Origin of the sequence: Prevotella sp. E13-27 (assembly GCF_023217965.1) — a bacterium.
GTDB lineage: Bacteria > Bacteroidota > Bacteroidia > Bacteroidales > Bacteroidaceae > Prevotella.
This window is the reverse complement of sequence record NZ_JALPSC010000002.1, coordinates 557780-575367: the sequence shown is the minus strand read 5'-3', so window position 1 is coordinate 575367 and position 17588 is coordinate 557780. Positions and strand designations below refer to the sequence as shown.

14 protein-coding genes and 1 tRNA gene are annotated in these 17588 nt (G+C 48.4%); 4 read left to right on the top strand and 11 right to left on the bottom strand.

What is annotated here, in order from left to right:
- Window positions 1-3: 3 nt before the first annotated feature.
- Both serC and queC read right to left on the bottom strand, forming a co-directional pair.
- On the bottom strand, window positions 4-1071 hold the full coding sequence (serC, locus tag M1L52_RS11330; RefSeq protein ID WP_248615117.1) for a 3-phosphoserine/phosphohydroxythreonine transaminase: 1068 nt from the start codon (window positions 1069-1071) through the stop codon (window positions 4-6).
- A gap of 189 nt (window positions 1072-1260) precedes the next feature.
- Window positions 1261-1944, bottom strand: coding sequence for a 7-cyano-7-deazaguanine synthase QueC (gene queC, locus M1L52_RS11325; RefSeq protein ID WP_248615116.1), 684 nt, complete (start codon window positions 1942-1944; stop codon window positions 1261-1263).
- Between the two features lie 139 nt (window positions 1945-2083).
- Here queC and M1L52_RS11320 point away from each other — a divergent pair, with 139 nt between their 5' ends.
- Both M1L52_RS11320 and M1L52_RS11315 read left to right on the top strand, forming a co-directional pair.
- A complete protein-coding gene (locus tag M1L52_RS11320; RefSeq protein WP_248615115.1) occupies window positions 2084-4378 on the top strand; it encodes an NADP-dependent malic enzyme in 2295 nt (764 codons plus the stop codon).
- Window positions 4379-4418: 40 nt separating this feature from the next.
- Window positions 4419-4805 carry a 2-amino-4-hydroxy-6-hydroxymethyldihydropteridine diphosphokinase gene (locus tag M1L52_RS11315; RefSeq protein WP_248615114.1) on the top strand — a complete coding sequence of 129 codons (387 nt, stop codon included), beginning with the start codon at window positions 4419-4421 and terminating at the stop codon, window positions 4803-4805.
- On the opposite strand, the gene M1L52_RS11310 is transcribed toward M1L52_RS11315, so the two are convergent.
- Entirely contained in the window at window positions 4791-6929 is a 2139-nt protein-coding gene (locus M1L52_RS11310; protein ID WP_248615113.1) for a tetratricopeptide repeat protein, read from the bottom strand. The two genes, M1L52_RS11315 and M1L52_RS11310, sit on opposite strands and share 15 nt — an antisense overlap.
- A 6-nt stretch (window positions 6930-6935) precedes the next feature.
- Entirely contained in the window at window positions 6936-7835 is a 900-nt protein-coding gene (locus M1L52_RS11305) for an ABC transporter substrate-binding protein (RefSeq protein ID WP_248615112.1), read from the bottom strand.
- A gap of 130 nt (window positions 7836-7965) precedes the next feature.
- Between M1L52_RS11305 and M1L52_RS11300 the strand changes: the two genes are divergently transcribed.
- Window positions 7966-8052: transfer RNA gene (locus tag M1L52_RS11300), tRNA-Ser, on the top strand.
- Window positions 8053-8150: 98 nt separating this feature from the next.
- On the opposite strand, the gene M1L52_RS11295 is transcribed toward M1L52_RS11300, so the two are convergent.
- The 7 genes from M1L52_RS11295 to M1L52_RS11265 all read right to left on the bottom strand — a co-directional run bounded on the left by M1L52_RS11295 (window position 8151) and on the right by M1L52_RS11265 (window position 16676).
- Complete coding sequence (locus M1L52_RS11295; protein ID WP_248615111.1) at window positions 8151-9458, bottom strand: aminotransferase class I/II-fold pyridoxal phosphate-dependent enzyme; 1308 nt, start codon at window positions 9456-9458, stop codon at window positions 8151-8153.
- 61 nt (window positions 9459-9519) lie between these two features.
- Window positions 9520-10086 carry an indolepyruvate oxidoreductase subunit beta gene (locus tag M1L52_RS11290; RefSeq protein WP_248615110.1) on the bottom strand — a complete coding sequence of 189 codons (567 nt, stop codon included), beginning with the start codon at window positions 10084-10086 and terminating at the stop codon, window positions 9520-9522.
- A 34-nt stretch (window positions 10087-10120) separates the two neighbouring features.
- A complete protein-coding gene (locus M1L52_RS11285) occupies window positions 10121-11731 on the bottom strand; it encodes a thiamine pyrophosphate-dependent enzyme (RefSeq protein WP_248615109.1) in 1611 nt (536 codons plus the stop codon).
- Window positions 11732-11766: 35 nt separating this feature from the next.
- Complete coding sequence (locus M1L52_RS11280) at window positions 11767-12915, bottom strand: DUF6057 family protein (protein WP_248615108.1); 1149 nt, start codon at window positions 12913-12915, stop codon at window positions 11767-11769.
- A gap of 9 nt (window positions 12916-12924) precedes the next feature.
- A complete protein-coding gene (locus M1L52_RS11275; RefSeq protein ID WP_248615107.1) occupies window positions 12925-15003 on the bottom strand; it encodes an alpha amylase C-terminal domain-containing protein in 2079 nt (692 codons plus the stop codon).
- 46 nt (window positions 15004-15049) lie between these two features.
- The gene (locus M1L52_RS11270) at window positions 15050-15496 is read right to left on the bottom strand and encodes a YhcH/YjgK/YiaL family protein (protein WP_248615106.1); all 447 of its coding nucleotides are present in this window, start codon (window positions 15494-15496) and stop codon (window positions 15050-15052) included.
- Window positions 15497-15557: 61 nt separating this feature from the next.
- Window positions 15558-16676 (bottom strand): phosphatidylinositol-4-phosphate 5-kinase, encoded by a 1119-nt coding sequence (locus tag M1L52_RS11265; protein ID WP_248615105.1) that lies wholly within the window; start codon window positions 16674-16676, stop codon window positions 15558-15560.
- A 137-nt stretch (window positions 16677-16813) separates the two neighbouring features.
- On the opposite strand from M1L52_RS11265, the gene kdsB reads away from it, so the two are divergent.
- A complete protein-coding gene (gene kdsB / locus M1L52_RS11260; protein ID WP_248615104.1) occupies window positions 16814-17554 on the top strand; it encodes a 3-deoxy-manno-octulosonate cytidylyltransferase in 741 nt (246 codons plus the stop codon).
- The last annotated feature ends 34 nt before the right edge of the window (window positions 17555-17588 follow it).

The following is a 17588-nucleotide window of genomic DNA, read 5'->3' as shown; positions in this document are numbered from 1 at the left end:
TGATTAGTGATTTGCTTCGAACTCCTTCATGCATGCTACGAGAGCGTTGCAGCCCTCGATGGTCTGGGCATTGTAGCAAGATGCGCGGAAGCCACCAACAGAGCGGTGACCCTTGACACCGACCATACCCTTGCTGACAGCGAAGTCGAGGAAGTCTTTCTCGAGCTCCTTGTACTCGTCGGCCATCACGAAGCAGATGTTCATGAGTGAGCGATCTTCCTCAACGGCAGTGCCACGGAACATCTTGTTGCGGTCAATCTCGCCATACACGATTTCTGCGCGCTGCTGAGCGAGCTTGTCCATTGCCTCTACGCCACCATTCTTCTTGATCCAGCGGAGTGTCTCGAGTGCGCTGTAGATGGGTACCACAGGAGGTGTGTTGAACATTGAGCCCTTGTCAACGTGTGTGCGATAGTCGAGCATTGTAGGAATCTCGCGTGGAGCCTTGCCCAGTGCGTCGTCCTTCAGGATAGCGATGGTCACGCCAGCCATAGCGAGGTTCTTCTGAGCGCCTGCATAGATGGCGTCATACTTAGCCACGTCGATAGGACGAGAGAAGATGTCTGAAGACATGTCGGCAATGAGGCGCACGGGAACGTCGAGGTCCTTGCGAATCTCTGTACCGTAGATGGTATTGTTTGTTGTGATATGCAGATAGTCGGCATCAGCAGGAACAGTCCATCCCTTTGGAATGAAGGTGTAGTTTGCGTCAGCAGAAGAAGCCACTTCAACGACCTCACCGAAGAGCTTAGCTTCCTTCATGGCCTTCTTTGCCCATACACCTGTGTTCAGGTAGGCAGCCTTCTTAATAAGGAAGTTGTAGGGAATCATGCAGAACTCAAGCGATGCGCCGCCACCAAGGAAGATTACTGAGTAGCCCTCGGGCACCTGAAGCAATTCCTTGACAAGAGCAACAGCCTCGTCAACAACGGGCTGGAAGTCCTTTGCACGATGGCTGATCTCCATAAGTGAGAGACCAGAACCATTGAAGTCTAAACACTGTTGAGCGGTGGCCTCAATGACCTCGCGTGGAAGCATTGAAGGACCTGCATTAAAGTTGTACTTCTTCATAATTTTGAATATTTATTGGGGTTATAGTATATTCTATTCAGTTTATATGCGGTTTAAATGAAAACTTATGAAATTTTCGCCGCGAAATTACAATATTTCCGTGATATGGACAAATAAATTTGGCACAAAATCGCAAAAACGTGCAATTTCTCAATTTATGTTCAGCCACGAGGGTTATTCGGGCTGTTTCTACTCATAGACTGTAGTGTCTGTGATGCCTGCTTCTGCAAACGCTTCGCGTCGCTCAACGCATGTGCCGCACTTGCCGCAATGCACTTCCCCACCCTTGTAGCAGCTCCATGTCTCGCTGTAGTCTATGCCGAGCTCCTTGCCGCGACGGGCTATGTCGGCCTTAGTCCACGAGGTGTAGGGTGCGAGCAGGGTCACTCCCTCATAGGTGCCTGCCTCTGCTGCTGCGCTGAAGGCGCTTACGAACTCAGGACGGCAGTCGGGGTAGATTGTGTGGTCGCCACCGTGATTAGCCATCATGACATGTTTCAGTCCTGCCGACTCTGCCATTCCTACAGCCACACTGAGCATGATGCCGTTGCGGAAAGGCACTACGGTTGACTTCATGTTCTCGTCGGCATAGTTGCCTTCAGGTATGTCATCGGCACCGGAGAGCAGCGAGCTCTTGAAATATTCGCCCATGAAAGCCAGGGGAATGACGATGTGGCGAATACCGAGACGCTCGCAATGCAGGCGCGCAAAGGGAATCTCGCGGCTATTATGGTTGCTGCCATAGTCGAACGATATGGCAAGAGCTATGCGCTCCTGAAAATCATAGAGCATGGTGACGGAGTCAACGCCTCCGCTAAGTATCAAAATGCTATCCTTCTCTAACGGCGTGTTTTGCTTGTTTGATGCTGTCATTTCTTTATTATATAATAATTAGGTGTATAAAAGTGTGTGCGAAGTTACGAAAAAAAGATTATAAAAGTTTCGGCACTGCCATTTTTTTTATTAATTTTGCAACTTGAAAAATTTTATTCACAATAGTATTAGTTCATCTATGGTAAAAATTTCAAAAGAAGCAGCATTGGCCTATCACGAGAGTGGACGCCCTGGCAAGATTGAAGTAAAGCCGACAAAGGCCTATCGTACGCAAACAGACCTGTCATTGGCATACTCGCCTGGCGTGGCTTATCCCTGCTTGGAGATTCAGGAGAATCCAGACAATGCTTATCGCTACACAGACAAGGGTAACCTGGTAGCAGTAATTTCCAACGGTACTGCGGTACTTGGTTTAGGCGACATAGGCGCCATGAGTGGTAAGCCTGTAATGGAAGGTAAAGGATTGTTGTTCAAGATATATGGTGGCATAGACGTATTCGATATTGAGGTAAACGAAAAAGACCCTGAGAAATTCTGCGAGGCAGTAGAGCGCATAGCTCCCACATTCGGAGGAATAAACCTCGAGGACATCAAGGCTCCTGAGTGCTTCTACATAGAGGAGCGTCTGAAGAAGACACTCGACATACCCGTGATGCACGATGACCAGCATGGCACAGCTATTATCTCTGCCGCAGGTCTGAAGAACGCACTCGAGGTTGTCGGCAAAGATATAAAGAAGGTACGCATAGTTGTCAACGGTGCTGGCGCAGCTGCCATCTCATGCACAAAGCTCTACATGGCACTGGGAGCACAGAAGGAGAACATACTGATGCTCGACTCGAAAGGCGTGATAACAAGCGACCGCGAGGGACTGAACGACCAGAAACGCTTCTTCGCCACCGACCGTAAGGACGTGCACACACTGGCTGAAGCTGTAAACGGTGCCGACGTGTTCGTTGGTTTGTCAAAGGGTAACGTGCTGTCGAAGGACATGGTGAAGAGCATGGCCAAAGACCCCATCATCTTCGCACTGGCCAACCCTGTTCCTGAAATATCATACGAGGATGCTATGGAGGCTCGTCCTGACGTGCTCATGTCAACTGGACGTACAGACTATCCGAACCAGATAAACAACGTCATTGGCTTCCCATACATCTTCCGCGGAGCGCTCGACGTTCACGCCACAGCCATCAACGAGGACATGAAGATGGCTGCCGTTCACGCAATTGCCGATCTAGCCAAGCAGCCTGTACCCGATGTTGTGAACGATGTATATAAGGTAAACAACCTGCACTTCGGTCGCCAATACTTCATTCCGAAGCCTGTTGACCCACGACTCATCAGCGAGGTGTCGGCAGCAGTAGCAAAGGCAGCAATAGAAAGCGGCGTTGCAAGAAGAAACATTGAAAACTGGGACGAGTACAAGAACTCGCTCAGCGTGCTGCTCGGACAAGAGACGAAACTCACACAGAAGCTCTATGCAACCGCAGCTTCTCACCCACAGCGCGTAGTGTTTGCCGAGGCTGTTCACCCCACAATGCTCAGGGCAGCAGTACAGGCTAAGCAGGAAGGCATCTGCGAACCCATTCTGCTGGGCAACGACGAGGTCATTGAGCGAATGGCAAAAGAGATGGACCTGAGCCTCGAGGGCATTGAGATAGTAAACCTGCGTCACCCCAACGAGCAGGCTCGCCGCGAACGCTATGCACAGATTCTTTCCGAGAAGCGCAAGCGCGAAGGCTACACCTTCCAGGAGGCCAACGACAAAATGTTTGAGCGCAACTATTTCGGTATGATGATGGTAGAGACAGGCGATGCCGACGCATTCATCACTGGACTCTACACCAAGTATTCAAACACTATAAAGGTTGCCAACGAGGTAATAGGCATACGTCCTGAGTACAACCACTTCGGAACGATGCACATCATTAACTCGCCAAAGGGAACGCTGTTCGTGGGCGATACGCTGGTGAACGAGAACCCTGATACAGACGCACTCGTTGACATAGCAAAGCTGTCGGCAATGGTGGTTCACTTCTTCAACGAGGAGCCTGTCATTTCTATGATTTCGCACTCAAACTTCGGCTCTTCACAGAGCGACGGCGCACTGAAGGTGAAGCGTGCAGTGGAAAAGATGCAGATGCTTTATCCAGACCTGCCTATCGACGGCGAGATGCAGATTGGCTTCGCACTAAGCCGCGAGCTGAGAGACCAGTCATATGAATTCACACGACTGAAGGGCAAGGACGTAAACACATTGGTGTTCCCCAACCTCACATCAGCACGCTCAAGCTATAAGATGCTGCAGATGCTTGATGCTGACGTGGAAATCATAGGTCCGATACAGATGGGTCTGAACAAGCCTATCCACTTCATTGACTTCGGCGCTTCAGTACGCGACGTGGTTAACATCGTGGCAGTAGCTGTAATCGATGCCTACGTTGAGAAGATTAAGTCAAGAATTGAAGACTAACATAGTTTTTTAAGTACTAACGAGTTAAGACTAACGTAAATTGAAAAATAACGGATACTACGACGTTACGATTTCGTTAGCAACGAACTTCGAGCAAGAACGGAATCTGTCTGAGGCGCACGAGCGTCTTAGGCAGATTCTCTTTGAAGCCCGCTATACTAATGCCATCTGGACTGAGCCATACAAGAGCAAGCTTTCTGCGAAATATATAAACCAGTTGGTTTATGCAAAGACAACGCTTAACGCAGAAGAGCTGATAAGCGTCATGAAAGCCATTGAGACGTCGATGGGACGCACGGCTCAACAGCGTGAAAAGGGAATAGTGACGATAGACCTCGACCTCATGGAACATGACGGTGTGCGCTATCATCTCGAAGACTGGCAGCGTCCCTATATCAAAATGCTATTGGAATCAGAGATTGTTTGATACCTGATAGAGCATCAGCTGAACATCGACAAACGATAGTCCGTGAGGAGCCAGCATCTCGTTGAAGGTTTCGTTGAATTCGTCTTCCAGCAAGCCAATGCCTACATTGCTGTCCTTAACGAAACGACTGAACGCCCCTGCAGCAGAGGCTACATCCTTCATTATCCACAGACAATAGCCATAGTTAAGGAAGTCTTCGGCAACAGAGTCACCACTGACAATATCCTCATACATCTTACGAGCCTGCTCATTCTTGCCTGACAGCAAAAGAGTCCAAGCCAGGACACGATTCACCTTAACGTTTGAAGCATCCTCATAGTTCAGACGGAAGAGTATCTTAAGAGCTTCGTCATAACGACCAAGACGCGACAAGCATACTGCGACGTTAAGGCTAACGCTCACATTATCGGGCAAAGACTCGCTAATCTCAACAAACATCTTCAACGCTTCCTCGAAACGCTTCTGTTCAAACAGCTGACGTGCATAGCCTCGCTTTGCTCGCAGATTACTCGGTTCCAGAAGCAAGGCCTCCTTGTAGTTGCCACACGCTATGTGATACTCTGTGTCTTGATACTCCTCGGCAACATTACTCAAAATGCGAGGTATGCTCTTCGACATTGAATGCTGAGCAAGAAACTTCGACATGTGGACCATCTTTTCGCCAAGCTGGGTGTCATGGAACAGCCGATTGCTGAAGAACACAACCTTATCAACAGAGAATGGGTTTACAAACACGCTACGCTGTGGATACAGCATAAAGAAGCGATAAAGGTTCTGAAGATAAACTCTTCGGATGAATGCCGGCTGATTCTGTTCCTCAACAGCAAAATCGCCACCGACAGGCATAGGAATGCCATCGCCTTCGCGTATAGCCTTGAGCATCGACTCAGGCAACTGGCGGAGAATCTGGTCGAAGGCGAGAACAAACGAGTACTTATCGCTGTCGCAGAACGCACCTGTCTTCGTAATAAGCTGTAGGAAGCGAGTGTTCTTGGAGTCGTTCCATATCTTGCTTATCTCAGGATGATTAGAATAGAACGGCACGAACCAGTTTGATATAGAATTAAAGAAACTGAAGCGTTTCATCTGTGAGAAGCCAGCATAATAGATGTCAGAGCCCTGCTTCTGCATATCAGCTATACGCTTGATGCTCTTCTCCATCTTTTCAATTTCCTCCTCTGATTTCTCAGGGTGAAGTATATCGTCAAGAGTACCCTCATCCATCTCAACTATTCCACGACGGGTCATCTCTAAACGGTTGCCCTTCATTATGTCAGGCACTATCTCACGACTTACGGTCTGCGAATCGCTGTCGGCCTGCATGCAAAAGACCAGCTGCATCTGAAGTTCGGAGAGCTCCTGTCGGCATTTGCCGTCAGAACAGATATCCTTGACAATCTGTAACATCTCAGGATAGACGGCAACTTTTGAGTCGTCGAGGCCAAAGACCCAACCCACTAAAGCACGCTGACGTAATTGATCGTCGGGTGAGTTTAGATAGACATCTGTGAGCAGGCGGAACTTGTTGAAGCAGAAAATGTTCATCAGCGACAAGGTTATGGCGCTGACGAGCAACTGTTGGTCCAGGCTGTCGATAGTTGGAGAAAGGAGCATCGACTTGAAGGCCTCTGCCTGAGCATCGTTCCAAGGTCCTGATGTCCAAACGTAATTGAACAGGGTGTTCATCAGATTCTTGTGCCCATCATAGAGAGCCTCACTCTTGCGCTCCTTGATTTGTGGCTTTTCTAGCTCAAGCATTGCCACATCACTAACAAACGATTCCAACTGGCGCTCAATGTTTTCCACCGACCAGTCACGACCATCTTTCTCCAAGTTTCGACGAATGACATCTACAAGCGCAGCCCGTTCCATCCATTCACGGCTCTCCATCTCCATGGTGATTGCATCCAGGCGTTTAAGCAGCTTGTCATAGAGAGCAGAACGCTGAGGGTCATCAAAGCCACGAAGCCAGAAGTCCACCATCAGCTGATAGTCGTTTTTCACCAATGCCAACTGCTCCCCACCCCACATGTTAACTTTTGTGGCGAGGTGGTTTTCCATTGCATTGATGGCTGAGCCCAGGTCTCTCTTCTGTAACGCCAGTTTTATCTCAGTAAGTCCCATAACACTCTACATTTTTTTCATAAGCCATTGTGAAGCGATGTTCACATCCTTCTGTCTTGGAGCATCTGAATGTTTAAATTGTATGGCAGGAAGCGAGTCAACGACAGCCCTGTTTACAGCGCAGTATTTCTCAGCTATCGAAGCATAGCCCTTCACGCCATATTCATTCAGCGAGTCGCAAGCCTCGTCATAGGCTTTGTTGAAAGCGCCAGTATCTACAGTTTTTAATGCATCAGTATCAATAGCAATCACTCCAAGCCACAAATCGGCATCGGCACTATTGTAAAACACTTTTGCGCCTCTGTTACGGGCAGCAGTTGCATGAGGCTCAGGGAGAAGCATAGCATCCATAGTGCCTGTAAAGAACATGCTAAGTCTGACATTCAAATCATTGAACTGAACCCTATATACTCTGTCTTGCATCAGCTTTGCCTTCTCAACGATAGTGTCGCTCAACAGATGAGTTGCCGAGAAACGTGTCATAGCAATCATCTTGTCATCGAGGTTGCTTAATGAGGGCTTCACCCTCAGAGTGTCATAAAGCAATTGCCATGAAGCGTTTGTAGCAGTTATATATGTCAGTTTCGCGCTGTCAACACGAACCATTCGCTGAGCTCTTACCAAGTCTGTGACAATAGCGTTTGCATGTCCGCGCAGGAATGACGTGTCGCAGTCCATCTGAGCCTGGTAGCACAGAAGACTGACGTCAAGTCCTTCCTTCTTGAAGAACCCACGCTCAGAGGCCACATAAAGAGGCAGGCAGTCAACAGTAGGCATCACGGCTATACGAAGCTGTGATGTGTCGCATTTCTGCTCTTGATTGTCAAGTGATGAAGGCTGCTGCTGTCCGCATGATACGGAGAGTAGCACCAATGACAAAGATAAAAAATAATTAATCTGTTTCACGCTACAAAATTACTACAACTTAGGGAAAAAGCCTCAAAAAACATGACATTTTTTTTGTGAGTATAGAAAAATGTATTACCTTTGCATCCGCAAAAAGCGAAGGAGAAGTCCATGATTCGCTAGAGCCACTGGAGAGTTGGCAGAGTGATCGATCGCGCTGGACTCGAAATCCGGTATACCCTTATGGGTATCGGGGGTTTGAATCCCTCACTCTCCGCAAAAAAGAGCAACCAAATCGGCTGCTCTTTTTTCGTTATTATGGGTGATTGAAATCTTTGGGAAAATGATAGTCACGGATTATTTGCTCGAATACGCTCATGGATTATTTGCTTCGAAGATAGCCATTCGCTCATCGAGCTGTGCATACTGATGGTCCTCAATGAACGATGTGCAGACGCGAAGTCCCTCCTGATGTGAGCCTGTTGTTATGAGACAAATAGCAGAGACGCCATAATACATCAACTCTTTGGCAAGTTCGCCACTCGTCATCTTCTTATATCCAATGGTGAAATAGAATCCGTCAGCAATTGGCTGGTCGAGATCACGGTCATAGACTATGTGGAATCCGTGACGAGTGAATATCTCCTTTAGCTTGTGGGCACGCTGACCATAGACAATTATATCGTTACGGAAGTTGTATGTGCCGTCGCATGCTGAGCGCAACAAGGCTGCCATAGCATACTGGGCACTATGGCTGGTACCTGACGACAGAGCATAGAGCATGCGCGTGGAGAATACCAAGCCGAAGGGTAGGCCTTCGTAGCGTGCCGACAGAGCAGGATAATGGCGATGGAACAGTTTATCGCTAATACAAACCACGCCAATGCGCTCACCAGCATAGCTGAATGCCTTTGAACCACTGATGAGAAGCATGTAGTTGTCGGTATAGTGACCAACGCTGGGCTGATAAGGAGCCTGGAACGGCGTAGAGAGATCCTTGCGGAAGTCCATGGCGAAGTAAGCGAGGTCTTCCATCACCACGCAGTCATACTTTGTAGCAAGCGTACCAATGGTCTTCAACTCATCTTCGTTAAGACATATCCATGCAGGGTTGTTGGGATTAGAATAGACTATAGCACAGATATTCTCCTTCGACAGATAAGATTCAAGTTTTGGGCCAAGCTTTGAGCCACGATAGTCATAGACATCGAAGGTCTCATACTTCACACCCTGAACCTGAAGCTGCATCTTCTGGACCGGAAAGCCTGGGTCGATGAAAAGAACGGTATCCTTCTTTGGATCGCTCTGCGAACAGGTGAGGAAAGATGCAAAGGTGCCCTGCATTGAGCCACAGACAGGCACACATCCTTCAGCAGCAACATCAAGATTGATGAATGCCTTGACGAAGCGTGATGCTTGTTTCTTCAGCTCTGGATAGCCCTGAATATCGGGATAGCTATGGGCTATTCCTGCCTTCAAGGCTTCTATCTGAGCATCAACACCAACCTGAGCAGCAGGCAAACCAGGAATGCCCATCTCCATCTTGATATACTCCACCCCACTCTCTTTCTCTGCCATGGCTGCCACTTGCTTTACCTCACGAATGGTTGCCTTGGCAAAGTCTTGAATGCCCATCTTGGCTATCAGACCATCGACGATTTCTTTCTTTATCGGTGTTTCCATTTTTTGACTTTAGAGTTTTTGACTATAGAATTTTGACTATAGACTACAGACTACAGACTTGTTATTGCTGTTTGCCTATGGCGAGGGCTTTGATGTTTGCCTCTACCACAGCTTCTCCTTTGCGCTCAAAGACACGGCGAACGGCTTCTTCAAGCTTATCATACTCAATGCCAAGAGCACGCTGGGCTGCTCCAAGAAGAATTACATTAGCTGAACGAGCCACGCCAGCATCTTTTGCCAACTGCTCAATATCGATGAGTACAACGTTCTGCAGCTTCTTCAAGTCAGCCTTGATTACTTCGATGTCAGGATAGTTGGGAATGTTGACAAATGGTGTACTTGACGTTATTATCCATCCGTTCTTCTTCAGGAATGGCAGATAGCGAAGTGCCTCCATTGGCTCCATAGAGATGATGACATCGGCAGCACCCTTGGGGATAAGGTCACTGTGTATAGGCTCAGAAGATATGCGCAGGTTCGACTGAACGTCGCCACCACGCTGACTCATTCCGTGAACCTCTGCCTGTTTGATGAAAAGGTTCTCCTTCAGTGCTGCTTCACCAATAATAGTTGCTATAGAGAGGATGCCTTGACCTCCTACTCCACAAAGAATAATATCTGTCTTCATAATTTGGCTTTTTCAATTAACTGTTCATTGGTTATCATTTTTTCTCAGCAGCCTTCTTTTGCTTCAGGTGACGCTGGAGTGTCTGCATGCATTCGCGACGAGGAATGATTACTGACAGTCCCTGATATTCTATCTCCTGCTTCAGTATAGCTGTTATCTCAGGCATGTTCTTTGGTATTGGATTAACGACATGCAGATGCTCGTCGCTAACACCAAGAGCACGACAGATAGCCTCGAACTTGTTTGTGCCGGCAGAATCCTGACCACCAGTCATAGCTGTGGTAAGGTTATCGCTGATGATGACAACAATGTTTGCGTTCTCATTGGCAGCATCAAGAAGTCCTGTCATTCCAGAATGAGTAAAGGTAGAGTCGCCTATGATAGCGAGTGAAGGCCACTGACCGGCATCGGCAGCACCCTTAGCCATAGTTATCGATGCGCCCATATCTACACATGAGTGTATAGCCTTGTATGGTGGCAGGAAGCCAAGTGTATAACAGCCGATATCACCAAACACGCGGGCATTGGGATAGTCAAGGAGCACCTGGTTGAGGGCAGTATATACGTCACGATGACCACATCCCTGACAGAGTGCAGGTGGACGTGGAGCCACATCCTCGCATGTCTTGTAAGCTTCGTCACTTGGCAATCCGAGAGCCTTCTTCAGCAAGTCGGGGTTCAGCTCGCCTGTGCGTGGCAGTTCGCCAGAGAGACGTCCCTTGACGATAGCGTTGCCAGGCATAACACCACGAACCATGTCTTCAATGAACGGCTGGCCTTCCTCAGCCACGAGTACAGAATCACACTCGGCTGTCATCTTGCGCACCAGTTCTTTAGGAAGAGGATACTGCGATACCTTCAGCACAGGATAAGGACATGTTCCGTCAGGATAGCACTCCATGAGATAGTTGTATGCTATGCCGCTGGCAATGATGCCCATGCTATGATCAGCTGCATCGATATATTTGTTGAACGGACTCTCCACAGCTTCCTTTTCAAGCTCTGGCTGCTGAGCAGTAACTATATCATTACGCTTACGGGCAAATGCAGGCAACAACACCCAGTTGCTTGCCTTGGCGTTGTAGTTCTTCTCGTTCTGCTGACGAGGAGAGTCTGCCACCTCTACTACTGCACGGCTATGAGCCATACGAGTTGTAACACGCATCAGCACAGGGAGTCCTATGCGCTCAGAGTAGTCGAATGCTACAGCCATCATATTGTAAGCCTCTTGCTGGCTCGAAGGCTCAAAAGTGGGCACCATAGCGAACTTGCCATAGAAACGAGAGTCTTGCTCATCCTGTGATGAGTGCATTGAGGGGTCGTCAGCAACGAGAACCACCAGTCCTCCGTTAGTACCTGTCATTCCGCTGTTCACGAATGGGTCGGCACAAACGTTCAGACCAACATGCTTCATGCACACGAGAGCACGCTTACCCATAAACGACATGCCGAGTGCAGCCTCCATTGCAGTCTTCTCGTTTGTTGACCAGCGACTGTGGATGCCTCGCTCGCGAGCAAGCTTCGAGTCTTGTATATACTCCGTAATTTCTGTCGAGGGTGTGCCAGGGTAGGCATAAACACCGCTCAGTCCGGCGTCGATAGCACCTTGTGCTATGGCTTGATCGCCAAGAAGTAGTTTCTTCATACTATATTGATGGTTGAGTTTATACTTTTTATCACCTATTTATTATATAAATAATAGTACCAGTAAGATGTTGCATATCGTTCCTGCCTTATGCCCTTACGAGCCATCGGGTCTGGATAGGCTTCATCGAGCTCCTGAAAGTTCTTCCAGTCTTCCTCCATCACTGGGTCATGAAATTCAACTATTGGGTTAGAGCGGCGATGCACATAAAGCGTCAGCGCCTCACGATAATGTTTAGGCAGCGATGTGAGTTCTGGATAATATCTCGCTACATGCTCTGCAAACTCGTCGAGCTTTTTGTCAATGAGCAGTCCGCACAGACGATAGTGAGCCACACAAGGCTTTGCCAATGAGTCGCGTTCGAGCAGGTCGCAATAACGATACAGATTTGAAATGCCTACAGGAACGGCTCCCATGTGTCGATAGATGGTGCTGCGTCTCAGGAAATAAGTCCTTGACTCGCCCCATAGTGGCAGTAATGCCTGTGATGTTCCTGCTACAGGATACTCGAAGAGACGTTCGCCCATCTCTTCGCGCAACGACAATGCATAGGCACGTAGCATGGTGAGGCTTGCGTCAGTCTCAAGCGACTGCTTTCCTGTACGAAGGGCTTCGTCAAGATTGCCTTTCACTATGCAGCGGTCAACATGTGCTCTATAATGGAACACGGCATTAGTATTTGTCGTTACGCCTACGCCTATCATCATAAGAACCATGATGAGTATGTTACACCACATGAAGCGCGAGAACAGCCCATAGCGTTCGTTAGCGGAACCATAGGGGAACATCTGCTTTGCAAACCACAAAGCCACTCCCCATAGAGCAAGGATTAGCGGTAGTAGCCAGAACCACTTATGGTTGAAGCCAGCTGCTGACTCCTGAAAATCGCCAAGGATAGCAAGCAGCAGCATTGAAGGCAGATAAGTGAGCGCATGGCTGCGTTTCCGCAAGCGGACGAAAAAGAATACAAGCATTTGCAACAGCATCAGAACGATGGTGATAACTATTGCTCCTATTCCGTCTTTGTAACTTGTCATTCCGTTGCTGAATACATGTTGGGTGACAGCCAAGACATCAGCTTGGAACCAGTAAAGCCACGCAATAGAGAAGACAGCAAACACAATGGCACACATCGCCTGGATGACGATTGTGCCATTGTTGTTATTTGTATTCCTACGGTTCATCTGCTATTATCAGTTTTTCTTCAGTACCACAGCCGAACGTGCTGGAATATAGAGTTTAAGCCACTCTTTGTGGTCTTTCACATACAGTTCGTCGTAGTTGGTGAAGTGAGTCACCGTATCATCTGCGAAGCCATGACCACCAAACTTTGTGGCATCGGTATTGAGCACCACATCGTAAGAGCCTGTTGGTACGAGGAAGCCATAGTCGGTGAATGATTGTGTCGGAGAGAAGTTGAACACGAAGATGAGGTCGCCTCGCATGAACGCCAGCACCTGATCGCCATCGTTATGCCAAATCTCTACCACAGGCTTATTTTGGAAGTTACGCACAGACTTGATGACCTTCAGCATCTCACGGTCGAAGTCACCCAGCCAGTGATAGCACAAGTCTTTGTTGTCAACGAGGTTCCACTGACGTCGAGCATACTTGTAGCTCCATCCGTTGCCCTCACGTGGGAAGTCTATCCATTCGGGATGTCCAAACTCGTTACCCATGAAGTTCAGATAGCCGCCGTTGATGGCAGCTGCCGTCACGAGACGTATCATCTTGTGAAGAGCAATGCCTCGCTCAGCCACTCCGTTTATATCCTTCTTTGCGAAGTGCCAATACATGTCGGCATCTATGAGACGGAAGATGATTGTCTTGTCGCCCACGAGTGCCTGGTCGTGGCTCTCGCAGTAAGAGATGGTCTTCTCGTCAGGACGGCGGTTCTTCACTTCCCAGAATATGCTTGATGGCTTCCAGTTCTCGTCAGGCTGTTCCTTGATGGTCTTAATCCAGTAGTCAGGAATGTTCATTGCCATGCGATAGTCAAAGCCATAGCCACCATCTTCGAACTTTGCAGCCAGACCTGGCATTCCTGACACCTCCTCAGCAATGGTTATTGCCTCTGGGTTCACTTCGTGTATGAGCTTGTTTGCCAATGTAAGGTAGCAGATGGCGTTATCATCCTGATGTCCATTGAAGTAGTCGCCATATCCGCAGAATGCCTCGCCAAGACCGTGGCTATAGTAGAGCATAGAGGTGACGCCGTCGAAGCGGAAGCCGTCGAAGTGATACTCCTCAAGCCAGTACTTACAGTTAGAGAGCAGGAAATGCAGCACATCGTCCTTGCCATAGTCGAAGCAAAGAGAGTCCCATGCCGGATGCTCATGACGATCGCCAGGATAGAAGAACTGGTTTGGATCGCCTGCAAGATTGCCAAGACCTTCCACCTCATTCTTCACGGCATGAGAGTGAACGATATCCATGATAACAGCAACACCCTGCTTATGAGCCTCGTCGATGAGGGCTTTCAGCTCCTCAGGAGTGCCGAAGCGACTTGATGGTGCAAAGAAAGAGCTTACATGATAGCCGAAGGAACCATAGTAAGGGTGCTCCTGAATAGCCATCACCTGAATGCAGTTATATCCATCTTTCACCACGCGTGGCAGCACATTCTCGCGGAACTCGTTGTATGATCCCACCTTCTCGGCATCCTGTGCCATTCCAACATGGCACTCGTATATCAACAGCGGATTCTTCTTTGGCTTGAAGCCAGCCTTCTTCCACACATAAGCAGCCTTGGGGTTCCACACCTGTGCAGAGAAAATCTTTGTCTGGTCGTCCTGAACCACACGACGGCACCATGCAGGAATGCGTTCACCTTCGCCGCCGTTCCACTTCACCTTCATCTTATAGAGCTGTCCGTGCTGCAGATCCTTGTCCTTCAGCTTCAGCTCCCAGTTGCCTGTGCCCTCAATGCGCTTGCAGCGATACTTCTCGTCCTCAGTCCAGTTATTGAAATCGCCTATGAGATATATGTCAGTAGCGTTTGGTGCCCACTCACGGAACACCCAGCCACGTGTCAGCTTGTGAAGTCCGAAATAGAGATGACCTGATGCAAAATCGCTCAATGTCTTCTTGCCATTCTTTGTCAGCTGGTTAAGCTTCCATACAGCATGGTCGTGACGACCGCGGATGGCATCCTCGAATGGCTCGAGCCATCCGTCATTCTGAACCAGGCCTATATGCTTTGGAGCCTCTTTCACTTCTTCTGCCTTCTTTACCGTTGCAGCCTTTTTTGCCGTAGTTTTCTTGGTAGCCATAATAATATAGAATTATGTGTTACAAACTATAACAATGTTTATTCTCTCACGCCTTTACCTTGAATATTGCCTTCTTGATTTCTGGGGCAAAGGAAATGCAAGGTGCATGACCGTCCTGTGGGAAGAAGATGGCAAACATGCCTGGCTGACAGTCTACGAAGCTCTCTGCCATGAGGTCAGGATATTTCGTAATGTCTTTCTCTTCGTTATAGGGTGCTTCAGGCAGACGGCACAAAGGTGTGTAGCCATAAGTCTCCTGTACATCGAGAGGAATCTGGATGTCAATCATCTTCTTGTGGGTTTCAATCACAGCTGCATCTGGTTCCTTTGATTTAGCAGTAGTAATGTTTACGAAAAGGTCCTTGCCTTTGATTTCGTGTTTTCCTTCCTCAAGAGCATCGAGGTTGTTGTTCTTCAGGAACTCCACCACATCCTTGAAAAGTGGATTCATTGACTCGTACTTAGCGAGATTGTCAAGAGTGTCAATTACCATAGACTTAAGTTTTTATTGGGTTATTGTTGTCTGTTATTTGTTTTACTATTAATAATCTGTTTCATTTCACAGCCTGACGCCGTCCGTAGCTGTAGGTGCCTTGGGCGGTTATGTTGCCGTTGCGGTCTTTCTCTACAAACTTTCCGTCGCGTCGGCCATTGATATAGTTGCCTTCAAAGCGCTTGCCGTCTTTCGACTCCTCAATGGCTGCACCATGACGCTTGCCGTTGCGGAACTGAGCCTTGAACTTTGAGCCGTCAGCCAGATGGCCTATACATTCACCGTGAGGCAGACCGTCCTTGAACTGTCCGTCCACTTCGTCGCCCTGTTTCGTCTTCAGCTTCCCCTTGCCGTTAGGCTGGTCGCCTGCCCACTGGCCGGTATAGGTATTGCCATTCTGCCATACCAGCGTGCCCTGTCCCTGCTTTGCGCCATTGAAGAACTGGCCTGTATATCTGTCGCCATTGGCATAGCGGAATATGCCCACCCCACTACGCATGCCTGAGATATACTCACCCTCATATATGTCGCCATTGGCAAAACGATAGATTCCCTTGCCATGCATGAGGTCTTTCTGGAAAGAGCCTACATATATATCGCCATTGGTGTACTTATACGTGCCCTTACCTGACTTAAGGTCGTTCAGCCACTGTCCTTCATAAGAGCTGCCGTCAGTCCAGAAGAACGAGCCGTGCCCTTCCTTCTTGTCATCTTTCCACTCGCCTTTATAGTATGCGCCGCTGGTGTATGTGTAGGTACCCTTGCCTGAACGCATGTTGTCATGCCACTGTCCGTCATAGCGGTCACCATTGAAATAGTACATCACGCCATGACCCTGCTGAACATCGCGATACCAAAGACCTACATATTTGTTGTTTGTAGAAAAATGATAGGTTCCCAGTCCGTGCTGATGGTCCTGCAACCACTCGCCTTCATATTTCTCGCCATCGGCAAACGTATAAACGCCATAGCCCTGACGCTTGCCCTTTACATATTCGCCTTCAAAGACATCGCCATCCTTCCATGTCGTACGTCCCTTGCCATGAGGCTTGCCTGAAGCCATCTCTCCGTTATAGTCACCATCGTCCTTCGTCTTGCATGTACCAATGGTAACTTTCTGAGAATATACGAGGTTGAAAGAAAAAATCAGTAAAAATAATGTGTATATATATCGTTTCAAAATAGCTATAGTTTTTGTTTGACGCCCAAAAGTACAAAAAAAACGGCAAGGGGCAAAGAATATTAGTTTTTTTAACTGATTATTTCTAAATTATTCATAACTTTGCGCTCAATTTAGCAAATAGTACTATAGGCAACATGAAATTCATTGCAATTATTCCTGCACGCTATGCCTCTACGCGATTCCCTGGCAAGCCACTTGCCATGCTTGGCGGAAAGATGGTCATTGAGCGTGTTTACCAGCAGGCTGTAAGCGTGCTTGGCGAAGCTTATGTCGCCACTGACGACGAGCGTATCTTCAATGCTGTAGAGTCTTTCGGCGGAAAAGCCGTCATGACTTCAGCCAACCATAAGAGCGGCACCGACCGAATAGAAGAGGCAGCCACAAAACTCAATACCGATGCTGACGTAATCATCAATATACAAGGCGACGAGCCCTTCATACAGGCATCACAGCTTGAAACCGTGAAGAGCCTTTTTGCTGACCCTGGCACACAGATTGCCACCCTTGGCAAACCCTTTGAAACCATCGAGGCAGTAGAGAATCCCAACTCGCCAAAGATTGTTACCGACATCAATGGCTATGCCCTTTATTTCAGCCGCAGCGTCATACCCTATATACGCGGAAAAGAGCGAGCTGAGTGGCTCAAGGAGTTCCCCTTCCTGAAGCACATAGGCCTCTACGCTTATCGACGCGAGGTGCTCAGAGAAGTAACCAAGCTTCCACAGAGTCCGCTTGAGCTGGCAGAGAGCCTTGAACAGTTGCGATGGTTGCAGAACGGCTATCGCATCAAGGTAGGACTCACCGATGTAGAGACAGTGGGCATAGACACTCCCGATGACCTTGCCCGAGCCGAAGAGTTTCTGAAAAAAGTATAAATAATGGGCGCTGCTGTGCCGATTAATAATAAAT